Below are 23,893 nucleotides of genomic sequence, written 5' to 3'. Positions count from 1 at the left end.
GCCCGCCGGAGGATCCTCGGTGACCCGGTCGACGCCCCGCCTCTTCGCCCGCCGCTCGTGGGCCGAGACCCGCCGGATCGGCGACATCCTGCGGCGCGAGACGGTCGGCGGGGTGCTGCTGCTCGTCGGGGCCGGCGTGGCCCTGCTCTGGGCCAACTCGCCCTGGCGGGACGCCTACACCGCGCTCGCCGAGCTGCGTGTCGGTCCCGCCGCGCTGCACCTCGACCTCAGCCTCGCGACGTGGGCCGCCGACGGCCTGCTGGCGATCTTCTTCTTCGTCGCGGGCCTGGAGCTCAAGCGCGAGTTCGTGGCGGGCGACCTGCGCAGCCCGTCGCGGGCGCTCCTGCCGGTCGCGGCCGCGGTCGGCGGGATGATCGCGCCGGCGATCATCTACGCCGCGATCAACCTCGGCGGGGAGGGGCTCGCGGGCTGGGCGATCCCGACGGCGACGGACATCGCGTTCGCGCTCTCGGTGCTCGCGCTGATCGGCTCGAGCCTGCCCGACGCCCTGCGCACCTTCCTGCTCACGCTGGCCGTGGTCGACGACCTGCTCGCCATCACGATCATCGCGTTCTTCTACACCGACTCGCTCGAGATCGTGCCGCTGCTGCTCGCGCTGCTCCCGCTCGCGGCGTTCACGCTGCTCGTGCAGCGACGGGTCCGCTCCTGGTGGCTGCTGCTGCCGCTCGCGTTCCTGACGTGGGCGCTCGTGCACGAGTCGGGGGTGCACGCCACCGTGGCGGGCGTGCTGATGGGCTTCGCGGTGCCCGTCATCCGCCGCCGGGAAGGCCCCGGGCCGGGGCTCGCCGAGCACTTCGAGCACCGCTGGCGGCCCCTGTCCGCCGGGGTCGCCGTGCCGGTCTTCGCGTTCTTCGCCTCCGGCGTGACCGTCGTCGGCGGCGGGCTGTCCGCGGCCTTCGCGGACCCGATCACCCTCGGGATCGTCGCCGGGCTCGTCGTCGGCAAGGTCGTCGGCATCACGGGCGCGACCTGGCTGGTCCAGCGGATCACCCGCGCGGAGCTCTCCGAGGACCTGGCCTGGTCCGACGTCTTCGGCCTCTCCCTCCTCGCGGGCATCGGTTTCACCGTCTCCCTGCTCATCGGCGAGCTGGCGTTCGGCACCGGATCCGCGGCCGACGACCACGTGAAGATCGGCGTGCTGACGGCGTCGCTGCTCGCCGCCCTCCTCGCCACCGTGGTGCTGCGCTACCGCAACCGGACGTACCGGCGGATCCACGAGCTCGAGCGCATCGACCGTGACCACGACGACGTGCCCGACGTGTACGAGGAGGAGGAACTCGACGACGGCCGGTGACGCCGGCGCGCCGTCCATCGCAACGCGCTGGGCCGATGGCGGCGGGTCCTTGCCGCCGTGCAGAGCCAAGCGGGTGGCGTGGCGGGTGTCGGCCTTGCCGGGGCGGGAACCGGGACGCACCCTCGCCGCATGACCGGACCGGCGGGCCGCGCCGCCCGCAGCGCCACCGGCCGACGTCGGACGCCGCGCGCCGTCCGTCCGGTCGAGCCGGTGGCTCCCCTCGCTCCTGAGGAGCCTCCCGCGGGCATCGACCGCGAGGCGCTCACCCGGACCATCGCGATGGTCAACGACAAGGGCGGCGTCGGGAAGACGTCGCTCGTCGCCAACCTCGCCGGCCAGTTCGCCGCCGCCGGGTACCGGTGCCTGCTCGTCGACCTCAACCGCCAGGCCAACCTCGCCGACGACCTCGGGTTCCGGGACGGGCCCGCCGACGACCGCGGCGCCGGCCTGCTCGTGTCGGTGGTCGCCGGCACGCCGTTGCGGCCGGTCGAGGGCGTCCGCCCCGGGCTCGACATCGTGGCGGGCGGGGCGCGGCTGGTGGACCTCGTGCCGCTCATGGTCTCGCGCGTGCAGGAGCAGGGACGGGAGGCGTTCCTGGCCCTCGCCGAGGTCCTGGCCCCCGTGGCCGGCGACTACGACCTCGTCTTCATCGACTGCCCGCCCGAGACGACGATCCTCACCGACCTCGCGCTCGCCGCGGCCCGCTGGGTGCTCATGCCCACCAAGTCGGACGGCGGCGGGCTGGTCGGGATGCGGCTGGTCGGCGAGCGCTTCGCGCTGGCGCGCGAGCTCAACCCCGACCTCGGGCTGCTCGGTGCCGTGCTCTTCGCGACCGGCTCGCGGTCCCGGGTCGTGCACGCCGAGGTCCGCGAGGCCGTCGAGGAGGCCTTCGGCGGGCACTCGCCCCTGTTCACGACCTCGATCCGGCACGCGGAGCGCACCGCCCAGGACGCCCGCCGGCTGGGCAGGCTCGCGCACGAGCTCGAGCAGGAGGTGGCGGCCCAACCGGCGTGGTGGGCGTCCCTGCGTGAGGGTGGCGGGAGCGCGCGGCGCCTGTCACCGACCGCCGCGAGCGTCGCGGGTGACTACCGCGACCTCGGCGTCGAGCTGCTCACGCTGCTGCGCGCCACCGAGGAATCCACGACGCCGTCCGCGCGCCTCGACGCCCGCCCCGAGCAGGAGGCCACCCCGTGACCGCCGAGCCCAGCTTCGCCGCCGACCACTCCGACCGCGACGACCTCAGCAGCGCGTTCGGGCGTCCCGCGACGTCGAGCCTGCGCGGGATCCTGCCGCCGCGCGCCCGGCGCGGCACCGAGCAGGTCGCCGAGGAGGAGGTCGCGGGCGAGGCCGACGACGCGGTCGAGGAGGCCCGGGACGAGGGCCCCGCCGAGATCCCGGCCGAGGCCCCCGCCGAGGACCCGGCGTCGTCGGCGACGGACGCCCCGGAGACCCCCGAGACGGCCGAGACGGCCGAGACGGCCGAGCCCGCGGATGCCCCGGGCCCCGGGCCCGCCCCGCGGACCCGGCGCCGCGACGCCGGCGGCTCCCGGGCGACGCCGGCCACGGGCGTCGCCAACCGGCGGTGGGGCTCGGTGCGGATGGCGTCGCGGGAGCACGTCGAGCTGGTCGTCCTCGCGTCCCTGCGCCGCGGTCCGGCCGACGGGCGCGAGCTCGCGGCACGGCTGCGTGACGACAGCGCGGGCGGTCTGGCGCCACCCCCGACCACGGTGCAGCGCACGTTGCACCACCTCGCGCGGCACGGGCTCGTCGAGCGCGTGGACACCGACCGTCGGCGTTATCGGCTCACCATTCTGGGCACGCGTATCGCCCGCGCCCGGGTGCGCGCCTGGCGGGCGATGCGGCGCGCCGTCGACGCCGTCGTGGTCGCCTCCGACGACACGCCCGGGGACGCCTGAGACCTGAGCACTGTCCGGCATCAGCCGGTCGGCCGGTTGCGCCGGTCCGGCGATGTCTGGTGCCCTCCGCCGGCGGGGTCGAGAGCACCGTGCGACGGAGCGGGGCACGGGTCCGTGGTGTCGCGTCAGGCATCTCGCTCCGTCGTCGTGCGACTGCGGGGTGTACGGACATCACGCGTTCAGCCCAGGACGTTCTGGCGTTGGGTCGAACTTCGTGCCGAAGAACGGCCGGGAGGTTTTGGCCGTCGGTGTGACCGCCGAATGCGTGACCGCCCTTCGTGCTCCGGTGATCGACAACTGGGGCGAACGGCCCACCAGAAATTTGATCTTCCCGGTCTAGCGCTTTCGAGAACGGCGCGATGTAATGTCCGGCTCGATGGCGGCGGGCTGTGGTCCACCGCAACAGGTGAGACCAAATCCGTTCGGAGGTGCACGGTGCCCGGAACCGGCCTGAAATTGGCCCTCGCGGTCATCGGCGGCTATCTGTTGGGCCGTACGAAGAAAATGAAGCTCGCCATCATGCTGGGTGGTGCGCTCGCGGGCAAGAAAATCTCCACGGATCCGGCGGCGCTGCTCGGCATGGTGTCCAAGCTCGTCCAGGCCTCGCCGGAGCTCCAGAAGCTCGACAGCGCGGTGCGCGGCCGTCTGCTCGAGGCCGGCAAGGACGCGGCGCTGGCGGTCGCCAGCTCGCGCATGGAGGCGCTGACCGACAACCTCGTCAACCGCGTCGAGAACCTCGGCAAGCCCGCCACCGAGGCGGCGGGTGCGGCCGGGCAGGCCGTCGGCGAGACGGCCGGTGCGGCCGGCGACGCCGTGGGCCAGGCCGGTGGCGCTGTCGGTGACGTGGCCTCGACCGCGGGCGGCGCCGTCGGCGGTGCCGTGGGCGGTGCCGGCAGTGCGGTGGGCAAGACGACGCGTGGTCTCTCCGGCCGCAAGCGGCGCAAGGCCGCCGAGGAGGAGTCGGGCGACGAGGGCGTCGACGTCGCGGAGGAGACCGCGGACGAGGACGTCGAGGACGTCGAGGACGTCGACGAGGCCGAGGACACCGCCGAGACCGACGACACCGAGCGCGAGCCGGCGACGGCGAGCGCCGCCAGCTCCTCGGGCTCGGGCTCCTCGGGCCGCCGGCGCTCGACGAAGTCGTCCGGTTCCTCGGGCAGCTCGTCGGGCGGCGAGCGCCGCCGGCGCAGCACCTCGTCGGAGGAGGGCGGCGAGTCGTCCTCCCCGCGCTCGGGCAACGGCTCGACGCGCAAGAGCTCGGGGAGCCGGTCCCGGTCGTCCTCGTCCTCCTCCGAGGGCGGCAGCTCGCGCAGCCGCGCCACGGCGGGCTCGGGCTCCGGCTCGCGACGGACGGCGAAGCGCGATGACTGAGGCCGCCACGGATTCGAGCGCCGCGACGAACGGGCACCGGCCCGACGCGGACGCGTCCTCCGGTTCGCTCACCGACATGCTGCCGGTGGATCGACTCAAGCAGGCCGCGACGGCCCTGCTCAAGGCGGCCGGTGACCGGGCCGTCGGTGCCGCCCTCGACCAGGTCGAGGGCCTCACCAGCAAGCTCACCGATGTCGCCGAGAACCCGAGCGTGGGCCTGCAGTCCGCGCTGGGTGCGGGCTCGTCGATGCTGCAGGGCGGCAGCGGCGTGACCGGCGCGCTCAAGGGCGGGTTCTCGGCCGTCAAGGACAAGGCCATGGGAGCGCTCGGCATGGGCGGCGACGACAGCGACAGCGACAGCGACGAGGGCGGCAGCGGCAGCGGGGGTGGCAACTCCAGCGGTCGCGGCAAGTTCAAGTTCATGAACATCTACGAGGTCCAGGACGTCGGGGTGCCGCTGCGCGTCGCCTACGACCAGTGGACCCAGATGGCCGATTTCCCGAGCTTCATGAAGAAGGTCGAGACGGTCAACCAGGAGTCCGACGAGAAGGTCGTCTGGACCGCGAAGGTCTTCTGGTCGCGTCGCTCGTGGGAGACCACGATCCGTGAGCAGGTGCCCGACAGCCACATCCTGTGGGTCTCGTCCGGCGCCAAGGGCTCCGCGGACGGCATCGTCACGTTCAGTGAGCTCGCGCCGAACCTGACGCGCATCGTCCTGATCATGGAGTACTACCCGCAGGGCTTCTTCGAGAAGACCGGGAACCTGTGGCGGGCGGTCGGGCGCCGGGCGCGTCTCGAGTTCAAGCACTTCTGCCGCCACGTCATGATGGACACGCTGATCAACCGCGAGGAGCTCGAGGGCTGGCGCGGGGAGATCCGTGACAGCGAGGTCGTCAAGACCCACGAGGAGGCCCTCGAGGAGGAGCAGCGCGCCGCCGAGGAGGAGGGCGACGAGTACGAGGACTCCTACGAGAACGAGGCCGCCGACGAGGACCTCGAGGACGAGGACGGCGAGCTCGTGGCCGAGGACGAGGACGTCGACGAGGACGAGCTCGAGGACGGCGAGCTCGTGGCCGAGGACGAGGACGTCGACGAGGACGAGCTCGAGGACGAGTACGACGACGAGCTGGTCGACGAGGACGCCGAGGGCGAGCTCGACGAGGACCTCGAGGCCGAGGACGACCTCGACGAGGCGGAGGACGAGCTCGAGGACGAGCCGGCCGACGAGGCCGACGAGGCCGACGCCGCCGACGAGGACGAGCGTCCCCGTCGCCGCTCCCGCCGCCAGCGCACCCCGGCCTGATCCGGGCCCCCGGTTGAGGACACAGCCGGGCCGACCGTCACACGACCCGCAATCCGGCGCCGGCACCCGCCGGCGCCGGCCCCGTCGTCGTAGAGAGGGGGCACGGTGACCGTCAGCCAACGGCAAGGCGGAGGCGTGCAGAAGGAGCCGCAGGGTGGGCTCGCCGAGGTCCTCGACCTGATCCTGGACAAGGGTCTGGTCATCGATGCGTTCGTCAAGGTGTCGCTGGTCGGGATCGAGATCCTCACCATCGACGCCCGCATCGTGGTGGCCAGCGTCGACACCTACCTGCGGTTCGCCGAGGCGACCAACCGCCTGGACCTGCACGCCAAGGGCGGCAAGGATCTGGGCCAGGTCGTCGGCGGCATGACCGAGGGCGCCACCCAGGGCGGTGCGAAGGGCAAGACCAAGGGCGTGCTCGACGCCGGCAAGGAGAAGTGGGACGAAGTGCGCGGCGAGCGCCAGAGCCGTCGCGAGCAGGCGTGAAGGAGGCCGGCGTGACCACCACCGAGGACTCCACGAAGGGCTCGCAGAGCAGCGCCCGGGCGTCCTACATCTACGGCATCGTGCCGGCCGGGGTGCGCATCCCCGACGGCCTCGACCCGATCCCCTACGGCGAGGACGGCAACCAGCTCGGTCTCGTCACCGAGGGCAGGCTGGCCGCGGTCGTGAGCGACGTCGCGGCCGATCGCGCGCTGGGCACGCGCAAGGACCTCATGGCCCACGAGGCGGTGCTCAACGCGATCGCCCAGGAGACCCCCGTGCTCCCGATGCGGTTCGGGGCCGTCGTCACCGACGACGACGCCGTCGCCGAGGAGCTGCTCGCCCCGCACCAGGACTACTTCATCCGGGCGCTCGAGCAGCTCAAGGGCCACCTCGAGTTCCGCCTGCGCGGCGACTACGACCAGGACGCGGTGCTCACACGCATCCTGGAGGCCGATCCGAGCATCCAGGGGATGCGCGAGAAGATCGCCGGGGTCGACGAGGACGCCAGCTACTACGACCGGATCCGGCTCGGCGAGGCGATCTCGAAGGCCATGGACCAGCTCCGCGCCGACGACGCGCAGGCGTGCGTCGACGCGCTGTCGAAGTTCGCGGTCGCGACGGAGGTCAAGGAGGCGGGCGGCGAGAACGGCGCCGTGCACCTCGCCTTCCTCGTCCGTACCGACCACCGCAGCGACTTCGAGCGGGCGGTCGACGAGCTCGGCGATGCGTGGTCCGGGCGGGTGGAGCTGCGCCTCATCGGTCCCACCGCGGCATTCGACTTCCTCCCGGAGTTCGAGGTCCCCGACGAGGCTCAGGCCTGAGGGCGGAGACGTGGGTTTCTTCACCGAGCTGCTGCTCCTGCCCCTGGCGCCGGTCCGCGGGGTGGCCTGGGTGGGCGAGAAGATCGCCGACCAGGTCGACCACCAGATGAACGACCCCGCGGTCATCCGTGCCCAGATCGACGAGCTCGACGCGGCCTTCGAGCGCGGCGAGATCACCGAGGCCGATCGTGACGAGCAGCAGGAGGTCCTCCTGCAGCGCCTCGTGGGCGGGGGTGGCGCGTGACGCGCTCCGCCGACCGCGAGGTGGCGGCCGACGACTCGACGGACGACGACCGGGCCGACCCCCCGCTCACCGACCAGGAACGGCCTCGCCGTCGCCGCGCCAACGGCAACGGCGCGGCGCCGGAGGCCGGGGGCGAGGAACGGCCGCGTCGCCGCCGCAGGCCGGCGGACGGCGAGCAGGACGGGACCGCGACCGAGGAAAAACCGCGCCGCCGGCGCAAGCCGGCGGACGGCGGCGCGGAGGACGAGCCGCGCCGCCGCCGTCGGCCGGCCGAGAACGGGTCGGGGTCTGCGACGGAGGAGAAGCCGCGCCGCCGGCGCCGACCGGCGGGCGAGGACTCCGACGGTGACGCGCCGGAGAAGCCGCGGCGTCGGCGCCGACCGGCGGGCGAGGACTCCGAGGGTGACGCGCCGGAGAAGCCGCGGCGTCGGCGGACGCCCGAGGACACCCCGGGCGACGGCGAGGAACAGGGACGTCCGCGCCGACGTCGCGCGGCCGCCGCTGACGAGCCGGCGGACGGGGAGCGGCCCCGACGCCGGCGCCGCCCTGCGGGGGAGGACGCCCCGGACGAGGAGCGCCCGCGGCGCCGTCGACGGTCCGAGGACGACGCGGCGGCGGAGCAGGAACGCCCGCGCCGCCGCCGTCGCCGCGAGGAGCCGGCCGACCCGGAGCCCGAGCAGCAGCCCGAGGACGTGGACGAGGACCTCGACGAGGACCTCGACGAGCCGGAGGACCTCGACGAGGACGACCTCGACGGGGACGACCTCGACGAGACCGACGACGCCGACGACCTCGACGAGGCGGAGGACGCCGACGACGCCGACGACCTCGACGACGAGGAGGACGACCTCGACGAGGCGGAGGACGTCGACGAGACCGACGACGAGATCGAGGACGAGGACGAGATCGAGGACGACGAGGACCTCGCCGACGAGGCCGAACCCGAACCGGAGCCCGAGCCCGAACCGGAGCCCGAGCCCGAACCGGAGCCCGAGCCGAAGAAGATCCCCGCCCGCAAGATCGCTCGGTGGGCCGCCGAGCAGGTGCAGGAGATGAGCGGCAAGGAGACCGAGACGATCACGTCGGTGCGCCGCACGGACGACGGCTTCGTCGTGGGGCTCGAGGTGGTCGAGAGCCGCAAGATCCCCGAGACTGCGGACATCCTCGCGACGTACGAGGCCGAGATGGACGCCGACGGCGAGCTCATCAGCTACCACCGAGTCAAGCGCTACACGCGGGGTCGCGGCGACGACGAGTGACGGTGGGGGACGCGGGGGACACGAGAGGAAGCAACCCATGAACGACCCGGTGCGTTGGACCGGGCAGATGCCGTCGACCCCGAACCAGGCGGCAGGCGGGTCCCCGGCACGGCAGGGCGGCGGTGGCGACGGGACGAACCTCGCCGACATCCTCGAAAGGGTCCTGGACAAGGGCATCGTCATCGCGGGCGACGTCCAGATCAACCTGCTCGACATCGAGCTGCTGACGATCAAGCTGCGGCTGATCGTCGCGTCGGTCGACCGCGCCAAGGAGATGGGGATCGACTGGTGGGAGCGCGATCCCACCCTCTCCTCCGGGCACCAGCAGCTCGAGGAGGAGAACCGGCGCCTGCGCGAGCGGCTGGAGGCGCTGGAGGGCCGCAACGGGCACGCTCCGGCCCTCGAGGGCGGCGACGACGAGGAGGAGCTCGACGAGACCGACGACGCCGACGACCTCGAGGACGCAGAGGACGTCGAGGACGCCGAGATCGTGGACGACGAGCCGGAGCCCGAGCCCGCACCGCAGCCGGCGCGCCGCAAGCGCTCAACCGGTCAGGGCGACAAGCAGGGCCAGCAGCAGGGCCAGCGGCGGCGGCGGGCCGACGGGTGAGCGACACGCTGACCTACGTGTACGCGCTCGCCCGCGACGTCGAGCCGGCGGCGGTCGGCGGCCTCACCGGCGTCGGGGGCGGGCCCGTCCGTCTGCTCACCGGGGACGGGGTGACGGCGGTGGTGAGCGACGTCGACCGCGGCGAGTTCGAGGAGCGGGCGCTCGAGGAGCGCCTGGAGGACCTCGAGTGGCTGGCGGCGACCGCGCGGGCCCACCACCACGTCGTCGACACCCTCGGGCACGACCACCTCGTCGCCCCGCTCGCGCTCGCGACCGTCTATTTCGACGACGAGCGCGTGCGGGCCGTGCTGGCCGAGGGCCGGGACACGTTCGCGGCCGCACTCGACCGCCTCGCCGGCCGTGCCGAGTGGGGACTGAAGATCTACGCGCGCAAGGGCGGCGGGGCCGCCGCCGGCGCAGAGGCGGCGAAGCCGACGTCCGGCGCCGACTACCTGCGGCAGCGGCGCAAGGCGCTGCGCGAGAGCGAGACCTCGCTCGACGACGCGCGCGCCGCCGCCGCCGAGGTGGACGCCGAGGTCAGCGCGCTCGCGGCCGCGACCCGCAGCCACCGTCTCCAGGACGCGCAGCTGTCCGGGCAGTCGGACCCGATGGTGCTCAACCACGCCTACCTCCTGCCGGTCGAGCGCGCCGACGAGCTCCGCGCCCTCGTCGCGTCCCTCGGCGACCACCCGCGGATCCGCGTGGAGGTCACCGGCCCGTGGGTGCCCTACTCCTTCGCGCAGGCGGCGCAGGGCGCTCCGTGACCGGGCCGGGTTCGGGAGAGCTCGAACCCCGGGCGACGTCGCTGTTCGGGGACGAGGAGGTCGCGCTCGTCGACCTGCTCGACCGCCTCCTGGCCGGCGGCGTCGTGCTCGCCGGCGACCTGACGATCTCGCTGGCCGGCGTCGACCTCGTGCGCATCTCGCTGCGCGCCCTCATCACGTCGATCGCGCCGGTGGAGCGACCGGGGACCCTCGCCGCCCGCGCCGAGAGAGCCGATCGCGAGCTGGAGTCCGGTCATGGCTGACGACACCGAGGAGCCGGGCCGCACCCGCGCCAACCGCATCGAGATCGACAAGGACGCGGTGCGCCGCGACCTCATGAAGCTCGTGCTCACGATCGTCGAGCTGCTCCGGCAGCTGATGGAGCGCCAGGCGATCCGGCGGGTCGAGCAGGGCGACCTCACCGAGCAGGAGGAGGAGGACCTCGGCACGTCGCTGATGCACCTCGCCGACGCGATGGACGAGCTCACCGAGCAGTTCGGGCTCACCGCGGACGACCTCAACCTCGATCTCGGACCGCTCGGTCCGCTGCTGCCCCGCGACCGGTGACAGGAGCCGCCGAACGGGCGGACTCCGCTCCGTCACGGCGGGGTACTCGGGGCCCATGACCAGCGCTCAGCGTCCGGGCAGCACCCCGTCCAGCCCCACCCCGACCGCCACCTCCGTCCCCGGCGCCGCGGGCGACCCGACGACCGTCGAGGGCACCACCGAGGTGCTCCCGTCGGTGGTCCAGAAGGTGACCGCCTTCGCCGCGCGCGAGATCCCCGGCGTCGTCGCGCTCGGCGGGAGCACGTCGCGGGCCGTCGGCGCCGTGCGCCAGACCCTGACCGGCAACACCGAGAACACCGCCGGCGTGCGGGTGGAGCTCGCCGAGCAGCAGGCCCACGTCGGCCTCGACGTCGAGATCGAGTACGGCGTGGGGGCCCGCGAGCTGGTCCGCGCGCTGCGCCGGCACGTGCCCAAGGCCGTCGAGGAGATCGCCGGCGTCACCGTCGTCGAGCTCAACATCGTCATCACCGACGTGCACCTCCCCGGGGCGGACGTGGACGCCGACGCCGACCCGGTCGCGCCGCCGGCCGCCACGCTCTGAGCTACCCCCGCAGCTCGTCGGCCCGCGCGCGGCACGCCTCGACCGTCGGGAGCGTGCCCGCCGCGCGGGCCTGCGCCAGCGTCGGCGCCGCCCGGTCCTTGTCCGACAGGACCAGGTCGTCGCGGCCGATGTGCTGCTCCCACGGGAGGCCGAGTGCGGGGTCGAGGGGATCGACGCCGTGCTCGGCCGCCGGGTCGTACGGCGTCGAGCAGAGGTAGCTGGTCACGGTGCCGTCCTCGAGCGCCAGGAAGGCGTGCCCGAGGCCCTCGGCGAGGTAGACCGCGGACATCGACACGGGGTCGAGGCGCACCGCGTCCCACCGGCCGAAGGTGGCCGACCCGACGCGGAGGTCGACGACGACGTCGAGGACCGCGCCGGCCACGCAGTGCACGTACTTCGCCTGCCCGGGCGGGACGTCGGCGTAGTGCACCCCGCGCAGCACACCGCGGCGGGACACGCTCGTGTTCGCCTGCGCCACCGCGAGGTCGTGGCCGACGGCGGCGCGGAGGTGCCGGCCCTGGAACGGCGCGGCGAACATGCCGCGGGCGTCCGGGAACACCGGCGGCGTGAACCTCCAGGCGCCGGGGACGGCCATCTCCTCGCTCTCCACGTCGGTGGAGCCTAGGGACGTGCGTGGGAGGATCGCCGTCACGCCCGGCCGAGGGAGACGATGAGTACGGTTCTGGTGACCGGTGCCGCGGGGTTCATCGGGTCGAACTTCGTGCGGTACTGGCGGCGTGAGCACCCGGGGGACCGGGTGGTGGGGCTCGACGCGCTGACCTACGCCGGGGTGCGGGAGAACGTCGAGGGTCTGCCCGGTGTGGAGTTCGTGCACGGCTCGATCGCGAACACCGAGCTGGTGGAGCACCTGTTGCGGGCTCACGGGGTGGACGTGGTGGTGAACTTCGCCGCGGAGTCGCACAACTCGCTGGCGATCCTGCGCCCCGGCGACTTCTTCGCCACCAACGTGATGGGCACCCAGGGGTTGTGCGAGGCGGTGCGCCGGGTGGGGGTCGCGCGGCTGCACCACATCTCGACCTGCGAGGTCTACGGCGACCTGCCCCTCGATGCGGACGACGCCTTCACCGAGGAGTCCCCCTACCTCCCGCGCACGCCCTACAACGCGGCGAAGGCCGGCGGTGATCACGTGGTCAGGTCCTACGGACTGACCTACGACCTGCCGGCGACGATCACCAACTGCAGCAACAACTACGGACCCTTCCAGTTCCCGGAGAAGGTCATCCCGCTGTTCACCACCCGCGCGCTCGCGGGGGAGGCGCTGCCGCTCTACGCCTCGACGAAGAACCGCCGCGAGTGGCTGCACGTCGACGACCACGCCGCCGCGATCGACGCGGTCCTCGCGCACGGGCGGATCGGGGAGACCTACAACGTCGGTTCCGGGCACGAGGTCGACATCGAGGGCATCGCCGACAGCGTGCTCGGGGCGCTGGGCCTGGGACCGGAGCTGAAGACGATCGTCCCGGACCGGCCGTCCCACGACCGGCGCTACCTGCTCGACAGCTCCAAGCTGCGCACCGAGCTCGGCTGGGCCCCGCGGATTGGGTGGGACGAGGGGATCGCGGCGACGGTGGACTGGTACCGGCAGAACGAGGCGTGGTGGCGCCCGCTGATCGGACGCAGCCCGGTCGTCGAGGGGGCCGACACGGACTGGGGCACGACGTGAAGGGGATCGTGCTGGCCGGGGGCAGTGGCTCGCGGCTGCACCCGGTGACCCGCGCGGTGTCCAAGCAGCTGCTGCCGGTCTACGACAAGCCGATGATCTACTACCCGATCTCGGTGCTGATGCTGGCCGGGATCCGCGAGATCCTGGTGATCTCCACCCCGGTCGACCTGCCCGCCTTCGAGCGTCTGCTCGGCGACGGCGCCGAGCTGGGGGTGTCGTTCTCCTACGCCGAGCAGGCCGCCCCGAACGGGCTGGCCGAGGCGTTCCTCATCGGCGCCGAGCACGTCGGTGACGACACCGCCGCGCTGGTGCTGGGCGACAACATCTTCCACGGCCAGGGCTTCTCCACCCTGCTCGAGCGGGAAGCGGCCCGGCTCGAGGCGGAGAAGGGCTGCGTGCTGTTCGGCTACCCCGTGCGCGACCCCGGCCGCTACGGCGTCGGCGAGGCCGACCCGAGCGGGCGGCTGCTCTCCATCGAGGAGAAACCCGCCCGCCCGCGCTCCAACCGGGCCATCACCGGGCTCTACTTCTACGACAACGACGTGCTCGACATCGCCGCCACCCTGAGCCCCTCCGCGCGCGGCGAACTCGAGATCACCGACGTCAACCGCGCCTACCTCGACCGCGGCGACGCCCGCCTGATCGACCTCGGGCGCGGCTTCGCCTGGCTCGACACCGGCACCCACGAATCCCTGATCGAGGCCAGCCAGTACGTCCAGGTCCTCGAGCACCGCCAGGGCGTGCGCTTCGCCTGCCTCGAGGAGATCGCCCTGGCCAAGGGATGGATCACCGCCGACCAGGCCTACCTGCTCGGCGAACGCCAGGCCAGCTCCGGCTACGGCGACTACGTCATGGACATCGCCCGCCGCGCCGGAGCGGCCACGACCTCCTAGTGCTTCTCGACGGGCTCGGTGCCGAGGAAGTCCTGGAAGTCCTTCGGGAGCTGGCTGGTGAAGTTCTGCCACTCGCCGTCGGACAGCGCGGTCTCCAGCCCCTTGGCGATCGCCCGGGCGTGCTGGCGGGCCTGCGCGACCGTGACGCCCTCGCCCTCCTGCTCGGCGATGCGCTGGTAGAAGGTGTCGACGTCGAACCGCTCGCCGGCTCCCTGGGCGGGCAGCGCGTCGGCCAGGCCGCCGGGGAGCTGGGAGGCCAGGTCCTTGGCCTCGCCGCCCTCGAGACGCTGTCCGAGGACGGTCAGCGTGGCGCGCACGGCCCGCTCGGCGCTCCGGTTGTCGGGCAGGTCGAGGCTCTCCTTGACCGCACTGACGAACTCCTGCTGCTGCATCGTTCTCCTCTCGCGCTCGTGACCCCGTGGGATCGGGACGTGCGCGGGTGCCCGGCGGTGCACGGGGCGCACACGTCGCGCGGAGGAGCGATCAGAAGAGGCTCTGGACGAACAGCACCAACGACTCGGCGAACGACACGAGGATCGCGAGGATGTTGGTCACCGTCGCCGCGGCGGTGGCCGGCGAGTCGATGATCCAGAACAGCACAAGGGCCAGAGCGAGGAGCCCTACCACCCGTTGCATGTTCCGTACGGTAACCGCCGAGGTCGTGTCCGTCACGCTGAGGTCGCCGAGCGGGTGACTTTCGGGTCCGCGGCGGACGAAACCGATGCTCCGGACGTCCCACGCCCCCGCGGGGTCAGTCGTCGAGGCGGGCGGACAGTCCGCGGTTCAGCTCCGACACCTCGAGGGTGCGCGGGCCCTCCGCGAACGTCGCGGAGGCGATCACGCCGTAGTTCACGAGCACCGCCTGGTTCTCGGTGAGCGCGTACCGGTGGACCTCGCCGTCGCTGATCAGCTGGTGGAAGCGGTCCACCACCGCGCCGAGGTCCTCCTCGAACTTGAGCGTCAGCGGGATCTGCGGGAGAGATACGTAGACCGTCACGGGTGTCCTCCACGACATTCGGCCGGACGCAGCAGAAGTTGCTCCGAGTGCCGCGCGTCGGGATGACGGCGACTACCGATCCTAGATCGGGACGCCCGGAGGGGGGTCGCGACGGGAGGCGGGCCATGGAGATCGACGGCGTCGAGGTCTTCGAGCAGACGGAGGACTACGGCTATTCCTGGCACTGGGACGATCCGCGCGGCTTCCAGTCCGAGATCCTCTGGCACCGCGAGGTCGGCCACCTCAGCCTCGGCACCCGGCTGCTGCCGGGCGGCTGGACCCACAACCGCCTCGACCCGAACGCCTGGGGCAGCGCGCGCACGATCTACGAGGCGCGCCAGGTCGTCGAGACCTACGTGACGCAGGCGGCCGCGAAGCCGGGCTGACCCTCACGGCCACCCCGGGAGGGTCTGCCGGCCGCGGGTGAGGTCGTAGGCGGTCGCCGGGTAGGGCGGGCGCAGGTCGACGACGTGGATGTCGTCGATCTCGTCGCCGACCCCGCGCACGCGCGTGGTGAGCTGGGTCGGCTCGCCGCGTGGCACCTCTCGCCTGGCGTGGCCCAGGAGGCCGCCGCGGACCGGGTTGTACGTCCAGTCGCCGAGCGCCGCGTCGGGGGTCTCACCGAAGGCGATGGCGGCCACCGCCGGCTCGGTGATCCCGTCCTGCTGGCGCGGCTGGCGCTGGCACGGGAAGAGGAAGCCGATCTGCCACGGCAGCCCGACGGGGGCGTCCGCCGGCAGGAACTGCTGCAGCGGCACCCACGGACGCTCCATCGGCGCCGTGAACGCCAGCCAGCCGCCCGTCGAGGCGCTGCGGTCGTCGGCGACGAGGCGGACCATCTCGGCCCCCGGCGGCGGGGCCGCATTCGCTGCGGAGTCCTCGCCGGAGTCCTCGGCCTCGGCCTCGGTGGCGACCGGGATGCCGGTGCCGGGGTCGACCTCGCCGGTCTGCGTCCCATCGCCGGGCGTTGGGTCCGCGTGCTCGGTCAGCGCCACCGCGCGCCAGGCGGTGGACTCGTCCTCCGTCGCCACCGGCGTGCCGCCCAACGGGACGAAGCCCGCCGGCCCCCGCCGCCCGTACTCGGCGCGCAGGGACACGTCGTCGCCGGTCCGCCCGGACACGGAGACGACGACGCCGCCCCGCTCGGGGTCCGGGAGCCGGAACCAGTCGGTGGCGAACAGGCCCTGGCGGGCGTCGGCGGTCGCGTCCGGCGCGGGCACCAGGAAGCTGCCCCAGGCCGACGTCCCGGGCGGCACGTCCGGTGGCAGCGGGCTGCGGGGGAAGAACGCGCCGGGGATGAACGGCTCGGTGCGCTCCTCGGGGAGCGGGGCCTCCGGGTCGTCGAGGGCCGGCACCGGCGCGTCCGGCGCCGGGCCGGGCAGGACCACCGGCGGCAGGGCCCGCGAGCTGCGGGGATCGAGGACGTCGATCTGCTGCGCCAGCCCGCAGCGGGTGCCGCCGGGGTCGCGCAGGGCGTCGACCTGCGGGGACCAGCCCTCCGCGGTGCGCCCGGCCGCGCGGGCGAGGTCACCGACCGTCCAGACCGTGACCGCGACGAGCAGGACACATGCCGTCACCGGCACGGACACCGCGAGCGCGAGGCGCCGCAGGTGCGGAGCCCGCCACCGCGCGAGGAGCCACACGAGCGCGGTCACGGCGACGAGCCCGAGCGCCCACCACAGCGGCCGGTCGAACTCGACGCCCCGCACCGAGGGGAAGTCGCCGGCGGCCGGCCGGCCCAGGCCCCAGTCGTAGGGCCACAGGGCGCGGCCGTGTCCGGCGAGGGCGAAGACCAGCACGGCGGCCACGCCGGACGCCACCAGCGCGACCTGGGGCACGCGCCGATGCCGGTCGATCCCGGCGAGCAGGCGCGGGGCCTCGACCAGCACGAGGGCGATGAGCACCGCCCCGAGGCCGGCGAAGGCCCCGAAGTGGTGGGTCGGCTTGCTCGGGGTGGGCAGCAGCAGGGCGAAGGCCAGCAGCGTCGACCAGCCGGCCAGCGGGAGGCGCGCCGGGACGACGAGGTCCCGCGCGCGGGCCGCGACCAGCAGCACCAGGAACCAGACGAGCGCGAGGAAGCAGACCAGGAGCGCGGTGCGGCGGGCGTAGGACCCGTGGTGGGACATGGTGTCGAGGAGCGCCTCGTACCGCAGCACCTCCTCGTACCAGACCTGCGGCCGCTGGATCGGCGCGAAGATCTCCTGCGAGCGGACGAAGTCGCGGTACGCCCCGTCGGCGAAGCCCAGCAGGCTCCCCACGGCGAGCGGGGCGAGCACCACGACCCAGCGGCCGGCCGCCGCCCAGGGCGTCGCCGAGCGCTCGCGGATGTGCCGCCACGTCGCCGGCGCCGCGGCGACCAGCGGGGCGAGCGTGATGAAACCGGTCGGCGCGGCCATCAGCCCGGCCATGGCGAGCCCGACCGCGAGCCCGAGCAGCGCGAGCCGCCGGCGCTCGAGGCCCTCGGCCACCGCGACGAGTGTCGCCACCGTGAAGAACGCGACGACCGGCTCCGGGCGGACCCCCATGTCGTAGGGAAGCCACCACGCCAGGAACGCCGCGGCGAGGGCGAGCCGGGCCAGGGCCGGGGCCCACCACGCCGACAGCCCGCGGGGCCCGAGCAGGGGCGTGGACGACACGTAGGCGCGGGCCAGGAACCAGGTCCCGATGCCCAGCGCCAGGGCCGGCAGCCGCAGCATCACCGGGCCGAACCCGACGACGCCCTCCCACCAGGACAGGACGTAGTACGGCCACGAGAACGGCGTGTACCCCTGGTTGAAGAGCTGGAAGTAGTTCGACACGTACCCCGAGAAGGGCACGTTGGCCGACATGGCGCTGTAGTAGCCGTCGTCGTCGGTCAGGGGGGCGAGGAACAGCCACGCGACGAGCACGGCGGGCACCACGACGTCCACCCCGCGGGGGCGCAGCCCGTACGGCGCCGCGCCCGCCCGCCGGCCCAGGCGGCGGCGGATCCTCGCCAGCGTGCGGGACCCGACCGGGCCCGCGGTGCGGGAGCCGTCCGCCCGCCTCGCGAGGGCGGCGAGGACGACCATCGCCGCGGCGCCGACCACGAGCGCCGCGATCGTGACCCCGATGAGCGCGGACTTCAGCGGCGCCGGGGTGTGGGCGAACGCGTCGTCGAGGTCGAGCCGCACCGCGAGGTCGTCGGGGGTCGCCCCCGGCACGGCGGGCGCCGAGGTCCGCAGCACGTCGACCTCGGGCATCGGGCTGATCGGCTCGCGGACCGGCTGGGAGTCGGGGAGCTCGTCGGGATCGACCACGGCCGGCCGGGGTCCGGTCGTGGTCAGCACGGCGCCGTCGAGTGCGACGCGCATCGTCGTGCCGTCCCCGGTCACGACGAATCCGCAGTCGCCCGGCGGGAGCGGCCCGGCGAACAGGTCGGCGCCGCCGCTGCGGACGCGCACGCCGCCGTCCCGGACGACGACCGTCAGCGCCTCCTGCTCGATGTCCGGCGACTCCGGCCCCATCGTCGCGAGGACGACGCCGTCGGGGCTCCCGGCCGCCGCCCGCGCGGTGCGGCAGCTGAACCGCGCCTCGAGGCTCGCGGGCTCGTAGGCCGTGAGCATCAGCATGGTCGGTGCCGGGTCGCGGGGGTCGGGCGGCCAGCCGACCTGCGGGGTGCTCACGCTGACCGGCGCGAACGGCAGCAGCAGCGCGCCGACGAGGGCGACCAGGCCGGCCACGGTCGCGGTCAGCGCGGCGATCGAGCGGGCCGGGCGGCCGCGGTGCGGGGGCACGTCACCCGGGTGCTGCGTGTCCCGGGTCCGGGCGTCCGTGCTCACCCTTCCGAACGCCCCCTCGATCGGTGCCCTGCGACCGCGACAGTAGTCACCGGTCCCTCCCCAGCCGTGGACGCCTGGCCGGGGGACTGCGTTGCGCGCCGATCGGGGTAACCGTCCTTCGGAACCCCGGGAGGAACCATGCCGCACGGCGTCGCACACCAGCTCATCGCGTCCCACCTGGTCGACGGCGAGATGACGCCGGGCGAGGAGATCGCCCTGCGCATCGACCAGACGCTCACACAGGACGCCACGGGCACGCTCGTCATGCAGGAGCTCGAGGCGCTCGGGCTCGACCGCGTGCAGACCGAGGTGTCGGTGCAGTACGTCGACCACAACCTGCTGCAGGCCGACGAGAAGAACGCCGAGGACCACGCCTACCTGCGCTCGGCGGCGCGCCGTTTCGGGCTCTGGTACTCGCAGCCGGGCAACGGCGTCTCGCACCCGACGCACATGCAGCGGTTCGGCAAGCCCGGCAAGACGATGATCGGCTCGGACTCGCACACCCCGGCCTGCGGGTCGCTGGGCATGCTGGCGATCGGGGTCGGCGGGCTCGAGGTCGCCATGGCGATCACCGGCCAGCCCCTGAGCATCCGGATGCCCGAGATCTGGGGTGTCGAGCTGACCGGCGAGCTGCCGCCGTGGTGCTCGGCCAAGGACGTCATCCTCGAGATGCTGCGCCGGCACGGCACCAAGGGCGGCACCAACCGGATCATCGAGTACCACGGCTCCGGGCTCGCGGGTCTGACCGCGATGGACCGGCACGTCATCACCAACATGGGCGCCGAGCTCGGCGCGACGACGAGCGTCTTCCCCGCGGACGAGGAGGTCCGCCGCTTCCTCGCGGGCGAGGACCGCGAGGACGACTTCACCGAGCTCCTCGCGGAGGAGGGCACGGAGTACGACGTCACCGAGCACATCGAGCTCTCCGAGCTCGAGCCGCTCATCGCCCAGCCGTCCTCGCCGGCCAACGTTGTCCCGGTGCGCGAGGTCGTCGGCACCCCGGTCGGGCAGGTCGTCATCGGGTCGTCGGCCAACCCGGGCCTGCGGGACTTCGCGATCGCCGCCCGCATCGTCGACGGTCGGCAGACGCACACCGGCGTCAGCTTCGACATCAACCCGACCTCGCGCCCGATCCTCGCCGACCTGACCCGGTGGGGCGGGACGACCTCGCTCATCGCCGCGGGCGCCCGCCTCCACCAGTCCGGGTGCATGGGCTGCATCGGCATGGGGCAGGCCCCGGCACCCGGCACCAACTCGCTGCGGACCTTCCCCCGCAACTTCCCCGGGCGCTCCGGCGGGGGACCGGACGACCGGGTCTGGCTCTGCTCGCCGGAGACCGCCGCGGCCAGCGCGCTGCGCGGCGAGATCACCGACCCCCGAGCGCTCGCCGACGAGCTCGGCCTCGAGTGGGGCGACCTCGACCTACCGGAGCCCACGGTGATCCCCGGGATGCTCGAGGAGCCGCCCCCGCCCGACGAGGCCGCACAGGTGGAGCTGGTCAAGGGGCCGAACATCTCCGGTCTGCCGGAGTTCGAGCCGTTCCCGGACTCCTTCGAGGTGCCGGTCCTCCTCGCGGTGGGCGACGACATCTCCACCGACGACATCTCGCCGGCGGGGGCGGAGGCGCTGCCCTACCGCTCGAACATCCCGGCCCTGGCGCGCTTCGCGTTCACCCGGATCGACCCCGACTACCCGGCAGGAGCCGAGGAGATCAAGGACTCGACCGGCCACGCGATCGTCGGCGGCGAGAACTACGGCCAGGGCTCGTCCCGCGAGCACGCCGCGATCTGCCCGCGCTACCTCGGGCTGCGTGTCGTCGTCGCCGAGTCGTTCGCCCGCATCCACTGGCAGAACCTCGCGAACTTCGGGATCCTCGCCCTCGAGTTCACGGGCGAGAAGGACCGCGAGTCCGTGGCGCAGGGCGCCACGCTGGCGTTCTCCGACCTCCACGACCAGCTCCGGGGCGGCGACGAGGTCGTCGGCACGGTCGACGGGACCGAGTTCACCTTCCGCCACCGGCTCTCCGAGCGGCAGGTCCGCATGGTCCTCGACGGCGGACTGATCCGGCAGCTCGCCGAGCAGACCTGAGCCGCGCCGGTCAGGGCAGACCCGACACCGTCCGGTGCTCGCGGACCAGCTCGTAGCGCTGCGCGGGGAAGGGCTGGCGGTACCGGAGGACCCAGAGGTCGTCGACCTCGCCGTCGACGTCGCGGAAGCGGGCGGTCAGTCGCGTGACGTCCGCCTCGCGGTGGGCGTGCCCCAGGAGCCCGCCCCGGTCGGGGTCGAACATCCAGTCGGCCAGCGCGGCCTCCCGCGTGTGGCCCATCCCGATCGCGCCCGCCGCGGGCTCGGTGACGCCGGCCTGCTGACGCGGTTGCCGCTGGCAGGGGAAGAGGAACTTGACCTGCCACGCGACCCCGACGGGGGCGTCGGCCGGCAGGACCTGGTCGAGCGCCACCCACGGCCGCTCGAACGGGGCCGTGAAGGCCGGCCGTGCCTCGGGGTCGCTGCTCCCGGCGGCGCCGAGCAGGCGGACGACGTCCGCCCCGGGGGGCGGGGCGAGGTCGTCGAGGAGGGGCACCGTCCGCCAGGCCGGCGAGCTCTCCGCGTCGGCGAGCGGGCGACCGCTGCCGACGGGCTCGAACCCCCCGGCCGTCTCGCGCCCGTACTCGACCCGGGGCGCGTCCTCGCCGTCGAGGCCACCGGACACGCCGACGACCACGGCGCCGTCCGTCGGTGGTGCGGGCAGCCGGTACCAGTCGGTGGCGACGGTGCCGGGGCGCGCGTCGGGGGTCGTCCCGGTCGCGGGGACGACGTCGTTGCCGAAGACCGGGATGCCGGCGGGCAGGTCGGGCGCGAGCGGGACGGCGTCCGTCGCGGGCTCGGCGGCCACGACCTCGACGGCGCCGGCGGCGTCGGCCGGGGGCAGCGGCGCCGACGGGGCGGCGCGCGGCAGCGCCCGCCCACCGCCCGGCGCGAGGACGTCCATCTGCCCGGCGGCGCCGCAGCGGGTCGCCCCGGGATCGTTCCAGGCGTCCGCCTGGGGCGACCACGTGGACGTGGTCGTGACCGTCGCGCGGGTGAGGTCGCCGAGCATCCAGCCGGTGGAGGTCAGGAGGAAGACGCCGACCATCGGCGGGATCGCCAGGGCGGGGGCGAGCCGGCGCCACGTCGGGGCGTACCGGGCGGCGAGCACCCACACGGCGACCGTGACCGCGACGAGCCCGAGCGCCCACCACAGCGGCTGGTCGAGGGCGAGCCCGCCGAGCGCGGGGTAGCCGCCGTAGTCCGGCACGCCGAGCCCCCAGCTGAACGGCCACAGGTTGCGTCCGTGCCCGGCCAGGGCGAACACGAGGACCGCCGCGGCCCCGGCCGCGAGCAGGGCGGGTCGGGGGACGGCGCGGCCCCGGTCGACCGCCGCGAGCAGGTGGGGGCCGTCGGCGAGGAACAGCGCCAGGAACGCCGCCCCGACCCCGGCGAGGGCGCCGAAGTGGTGGGTCGGCGCGCTCGGCGTGGGCAGGAGCAGCACGAACGCGAGCACGGTGGTCCAGCCGGCGAGGGGGAGCCGCGACGGCACGACCACGTCGCGCACGCGGGCGGCGACGAGCAGGACGAGGAACCCGACGAGGGCCAGCAGGCACACCAGGACGGCCGCCCGGCGGGCGTAGGAGCCGAAGTGCGAGTCGTCGCCGAGCAGCCAGCCGTAGCGGATCACCTCCTCGTACCAGGTCTGCGCCCGCTGGATCGGCGCGAAGATCTCCTGGGACCGGACGAAGTCCCGGTAGGCGCCGTCGGCGAAGCCCAGCAGGCTCCCCACGGCGACCGGTGCGAGGACCACGACCCAGCGACCGGCCACCGCCCACCACGAGGTCGCCTCCCGCCGGAACCGCCGCCACACCGCGGGCGCGGCGACGAGCAGGGGCGCCAGGGCGGTGAAGCCGGTCGGCGCCGCCATGAGGCCGGCGGAGGCGAGGCCGACCGCGAGGCCGAGCAGCCACGTCCGGTGGCGCTCGAGCCCCTCGGCCACGGCGACCAGCGCCGCCGCCGAGAAGAAGGCGACCACCGGCTCCGGCCGGACCCCCATGTCGTAGGGCAGCCACCAGGCGAGGAACCCCGCCGCGAGGGCCACCCGCGCCCACGGGTGCGCCCAGCGCCGCAGCCGCGTCCCGTCCCCCGTCCCGTCCCCTGGCACCGCCCCCAGGAGCCCGGCCCGCGCCACGAACACCCGGATCAGCGCCCAGGTGCCGAGGCCGAGGAGCAGCGCCGGGACGCGCAGCACCACCGGCGCGGCGCCGGCCGTCGTCTGCCACCAGGACAGGGCGTAGTAGGGCCAGGAGAAGGGCGTGAAGCCCTGGTTGGCGAGCTGGTAGTAGTTCGGCACGTACCCGGAGAACGGGACGTTGGCCGCCATGGCGCTGTAGTAGCCGTCGTCGTCGGTCATCGGCGCGAGGACCAGCCAGGCGAGCAGGGTCGCGGGGACGACGACGTCGACCGCGCGCAGCCGGACGCGCCGGATCCATCCCCGGCCCGGCAGGCGGAGCCCGCGGCGCCGCGTCCCCTCCACGGCCAGGGCGACCGCGCCGGCGAGCAGGGCGGCGACGACGAGGGCGATGAGCGTGCCCTTGAGCGGCGCCGGCCCGTGGGCGAAGGCGTCGTCGACCGTGAGGCGCACGGACAGGTCGTCGGCGCTCGCGTCCGGACGGCCCGCCGTCGAGGTCCGCAGGGCGTCGATCCCGGGCAGGGCGGAGATCGTGGCGGGCACCGGCTCGGACTCGGGCAGGACGTCCGGGTCGGGCGCAGGCGTCCGGCTGGGGACGACGGAGACCGTGCTCCCGTCGAGGACCACGCGCATCGCGTCGTCGTCGCCGGCGACGAGGAACCGGCAGTCGCCCGGCGGCACGGGGCCAGCGAAGAGGGTCGCCCCGCCGCTGCGGATCGTCACGGCGCCGTCGCGGGCCCGGACGGTGAGCGCCTCGGCGTCGACGTCCCGGGCGGCCGGACCCGTCGTCGAGAGGACGAGGCCCTCCGGCGTCGCCTCCGCGGCCCTGGCGACGCGGCAGCTGAAGCGCGCCTCGAGGTCGAGCGGGTCGTAGGCGGTCAGCATCAGCATCGTCGGCGCCGGGTCGCGGACGTCCGCGGGCCACCGGACCTCGGGCACGCTCATCGACACCGGCGCGAAGGGCAGCAGCAGCGCCCCCACGAGCGCGACCAGACCCGAGATCACCGCGACGACCCGGGCTGGCGACATCGGCGGCGGGGCGTCCGTGCTCACCAGCCGCCGCTCCCTCGTGATCGTTGAGGTCGACACGCTAACCCGGCCCC

General features: G+C 74.1%; 24 protein-coding genes. 18 read left to right on the top strand and 6 right to left on the bottom strand.

Annotated elements, in window-relative coordinates:
• The first annotated feature begins 19 nt into the window (after positions 1-19).
• The 14 genes from nhaA (at position 20) to PHK61_RS21400 (ending at position 11,197) form a co-directional block, all read left to right on the top strand.
• Complete coding sequence (gene nhaA / locus PHK61_RS21465; protein WP_274283057.1) at positions 20-1,315, top strand: Na+/H+ antiporter NhaA; 1,296 nt, start codon at positions 20-22, stop codon at positions 1,313-1,315.
• A 129-nt stretch (positions 1,316-1,444) separates the two neighbouring features.
• Positions 1,445-2,509, top strand: a complete 1,065-nt coding sequence (locus PHK61_RS21460; RefSeq protein WP_274283056.1) for a ParA family protein — start codon at positions 1,445-1,447, stop codon at positions 2,507-2,509.
• Complete coding sequence (locus PHK61_RS21455) at positions 2,506-3,231, top strand: PadR family transcriptional regulator (protein ID WP_274283055.1); 726 nt, start codon at positions 2,506-2,508, stop codon at positions 3,229-3,231. The genes PHK61_RS21460 and PHK61_RS21455 overlap by 4 nt, the downstream gene beginning before the upstream one ends.
• A 435-nt stretch (positions 3,232-3,666) precedes the next feature.
• On the top strand, positions 3,667-4,602 hold the full coding sequence (locus PHK61_RS21450; protein ID WP_274283054.1) for a hypothetical protein: 936 nt from the start codon (positions 3,667-3,669) through the stop codon (positions 4,600-4,602).
• Positions 4,595-5,905, top strand: a complete 1,311-nt coding sequence (locus PHK61_RS21445; RefSeq protein ID WP_274283053.1) for an SRPBCC family protein — start codon at positions 4,595-4,597, stop codon at positions 5,903-5,905. The genes PHK61_RS21450 and PHK61_RS21445 overlap by 8 nt, the downstream gene beginning before the upstream one ends.
• Positions 5,906-6,010: 105 nt before the next feature.
• Positions 6,011-6,391 (top strand): gas vesicle protein GvpJ, encoded by a 381-nt coding sequence (gvpJ, locus tag PHK61_RS21440; protein ID WP_274283052.1) that lies wholly within the window; start codon positions 6,011-6,013, stop codon positions 6,389-6,391.
• A gap of 11 nt (positions 6,392-6,402) precedes the next feature.
• Entirely contained in the window at positions 6,403-7,212 is an 810-nt protein-coding gene (locus tag PHK61_RS21435) for a GvpL/GvpF family gas vesicle protein (protein WP_274283051.1), read from the top strand.
• Positions 7,213-7,222: 10 nt separating this feature from the next.
• Positions 7,223-7,456, top strand: a complete 234-nt coding sequence (locus tag PHK61_RS21430) for a gas vesicle protein GvpG (RefSeq protein ID WP_274283050.1) — start codon at positions 7,223-7,225, stop codon at positions 7,454-7,456.
• Entirely contained in the window at positions 7,453-8,715 is a 1,263-nt protein-coding gene (gene gvpO, locus PHK61_RS21425) for a gas vesicle protein GvpO (RefSeq protein ID WP_274283049.1), read from the top strand. Before PHK61_RS21430 ends, gvpO begins: the two co-directional genes overlap by 4 nt.
• Positions 8,716-8,752: 37 nt before the next feature.
• On the top strand, positions 8,753-9,325 hold the full coding sequence (locus PHK61_RS32115) for a gas vesicle protein (protein WP_420791422.1): 573 nt from the start codon (positions 8,753-8,755) through the stop codon (positions 9,323-9,325).
• On the top strand, positions 9,322-10,089 hold the full coding sequence (locus PHK61_RS21415) for a GvpL/GvpF family gas vesicle protein (RefSeq protein WP_274283048.1): 768 nt from the start codon (positions 9,322-9,324) through the stop codon (positions 10,087-10,089). Before PHK61_RS32115 ends, PHK61_RS21415 begins: the two co-directional genes overlap by 4 nt.
• Entirely contained in the window at positions 10,086-10,352 is a 267-nt protein-coding gene (locus PHK61_RS21410; RefSeq protein WP_420791421.1) for a gas vesicle protein, read from the top strand. Before PHK61_RS21415 ends, PHK61_RS21410 begins: the two co-directional genes overlap by 4 nt.
• Entirely contained in the window at positions 10,345-10,656 is a 312-nt protein-coding gene (locus PHK61_RS21405; protein ID WP_274283047.1) for a gas vesicle protein K, read from the top strand. Before PHK61_RS21410 ends, PHK61_RS21405 begins: the two co-directional genes overlap by 8 nt.
• Positions 10,657-10,711: 55 nt before the next feature.
• Entirely contained in the window at positions 10,712-11,197 is a 486-nt protein-coding gene (locus PHK61_RS21400) for an Asp23/Gls24 family envelope stress response protein (protein WP_274283046.1), read from the top strand.
• Between the two features lies 1 nt (position 11,198).
• Here PHK61_RS21400 and PHK61_RS21395 read toward each other — a convergent pair whose 3' ends face one another.
• A complete protein-coding gene (locus tag PHK61_RS21395; RefSeq protein WP_274283045.1) occupies positions 11,199-11,807 on the bottom strand; it encodes a dTDP-4-dehydrorhamnose 3,5-epimerase family protein in 609 nt (202 codons plus the stop codon).
• Positions 11,808-11,867: 60 nt separating this feature from the next.
• On the opposite strand from PHK61_RS21395, the gene rfbB reads away from it, so the two are divergent.
• Positions 11,868-12,881 (top strand): dTDP-glucose 4,6-dehydratase, encoded by a 1,014-nt coding sequence (rfbB, locus tag PHK61_RS21390; RefSeq protein ID WP_274283044.1) that lies wholly within the window; start codon positions 11,868-11,870, stop codon positions 12,879-12,881.
• Positions 12,878-13,774 (top strand): glucose-1-phosphate thymidylyltransferase RfbA, encoded by an 897-nt coding sequence (rfbA, locus tag PHK61_RS21385; RefSeq protein ID WP_274283043.1) that lies wholly within the window; start codon positions 12,878-12,880, stop codon positions 13,772-13,774. The genes rfbB and rfbA overlap by 4 nt, the downstream gene beginning before the upstream one ends.
• On the opposite strand, the gene PHK61_RS21380 is transcribed toward rfbA, so the two are convergent.
• From PHK61_RS21380 to PHK61_RS21370, 3 genes are all read right to left on the bottom strand, one after another.
• Complete coding sequence (locus PHK61_RS21380) at positions 13,771-14,166, bottom strand: DUF2267 domain-containing protein (RefSeq protein WP_274283042.1); 396 nt, start codon at positions 14,164-14,166, stop codon at positions 13,771-13,773. The two genes, rfbA and PHK61_RS21380, sit on opposite strands and share 4 nt — an antisense overlap.
• A 91-nt stretch (positions 14,167-14,257) precedes the next feature.
• Positions 14,258-14,410 (bottom strand): hypothetical protein, encoded by a 153-nt coding sequence (locus tag PHK61_RS21375; protein WP_274283041.1) that lies wholly within the window; start codon positions 14,408-14,410, stop codon positions 14,258-14,260.
• A 115-nt stretch (positions 14,411-14,525) separates the two neighbouring features.
• Positions 14,526-14,771, bottom strand: coding sequence for a hypothetical protein (locus PHK61_RS21370; protein ID WP_274283040.1), 246 nt, complete (start codon positions 14,769-14,771; stop codon positions 14,526-14,528).
• 125 nt (positions 14,772-14,896) lie between these two features.
• Here PHK61_RS21370 and PHK61_RS21365 point away from each other — a divergent pair, with 125 nt between their 5' ends.
• Entirely contained in the window at positions 14,897-15,157 is a 261-nt protein-coding gene (locus tag PHK61_RS21365; RefSeq protein WP_274283039.1) for a hypothetical protein, read from the top strand.
• 3 nt (positions 15,158-15,160) lie between these two features.
• Here PHK61_RS21365 and PHK61_RS21360 read toward each other — a convergent pair whose 3' ends face one another.
• Complete coding sequence (locus PHK61_RS21360; protein ID WP_274283038.1) at positions 15,161-18,571, bottom strand: arabinosyltransferase domain-containing protein; 3,411 nt, start codon at positions 18,569-18,571, stop codon at positions 15,161-15,163.
• A 138-nt stretch (positions 18,572-18,709) separates the two neighbouring features.
• On the opposite strand from PHK61_RS21360, the gene PHK61_RS21355 reads away from it, so the two are divergent.
• The gene (locus PHK61_RS21355; RefSeq protein WP_274283037.1) at positions 18,710-20,659 is read left to right on the top strand and encodes an aconitate hydratase; all 1,950 of its coding nucleotides are present in this window, start codon (positions 18,710-18,712) and stop codon (positions 20,657-20,659) included.
• Positions 20,660-20,669: 10 nt separating this feature from the next.
• Here the strand turns inward: PHK61_RS21355 and PHK61_RS21350 are convergent, their stop codons facing one another.
• Positions 20,670-23,843, bottom strand: a complete 3,174-nt coding sequence (locus PHK61_RS21350) for an arabinosyltransferase domain-containing protein (RefSeq protein ID WP_274283036.1) — start codon at positions 23,841-23,843, stop codon at positions 20,670-20,672.
• Between the last annotated feature and the right edge of the window lie 50 nt (positions 23,844-23,893).

The sequence above is a fragment of the Actinomycetospora lutea genome, from assembly GCF_028737205.1.
GTDB classification, from domain to species: domain Bacteria; phylum Actinomycetota; class Actinomycetes; order Mycobacteriales; family Pseudonocardiaceae; genus Actinomycetospora; species Actinomycetospora lutea.
Note: the sequence above shows the minus strand (reverse complement) of the source record. Positions and strands in the feature narration are given on the sequence as shown.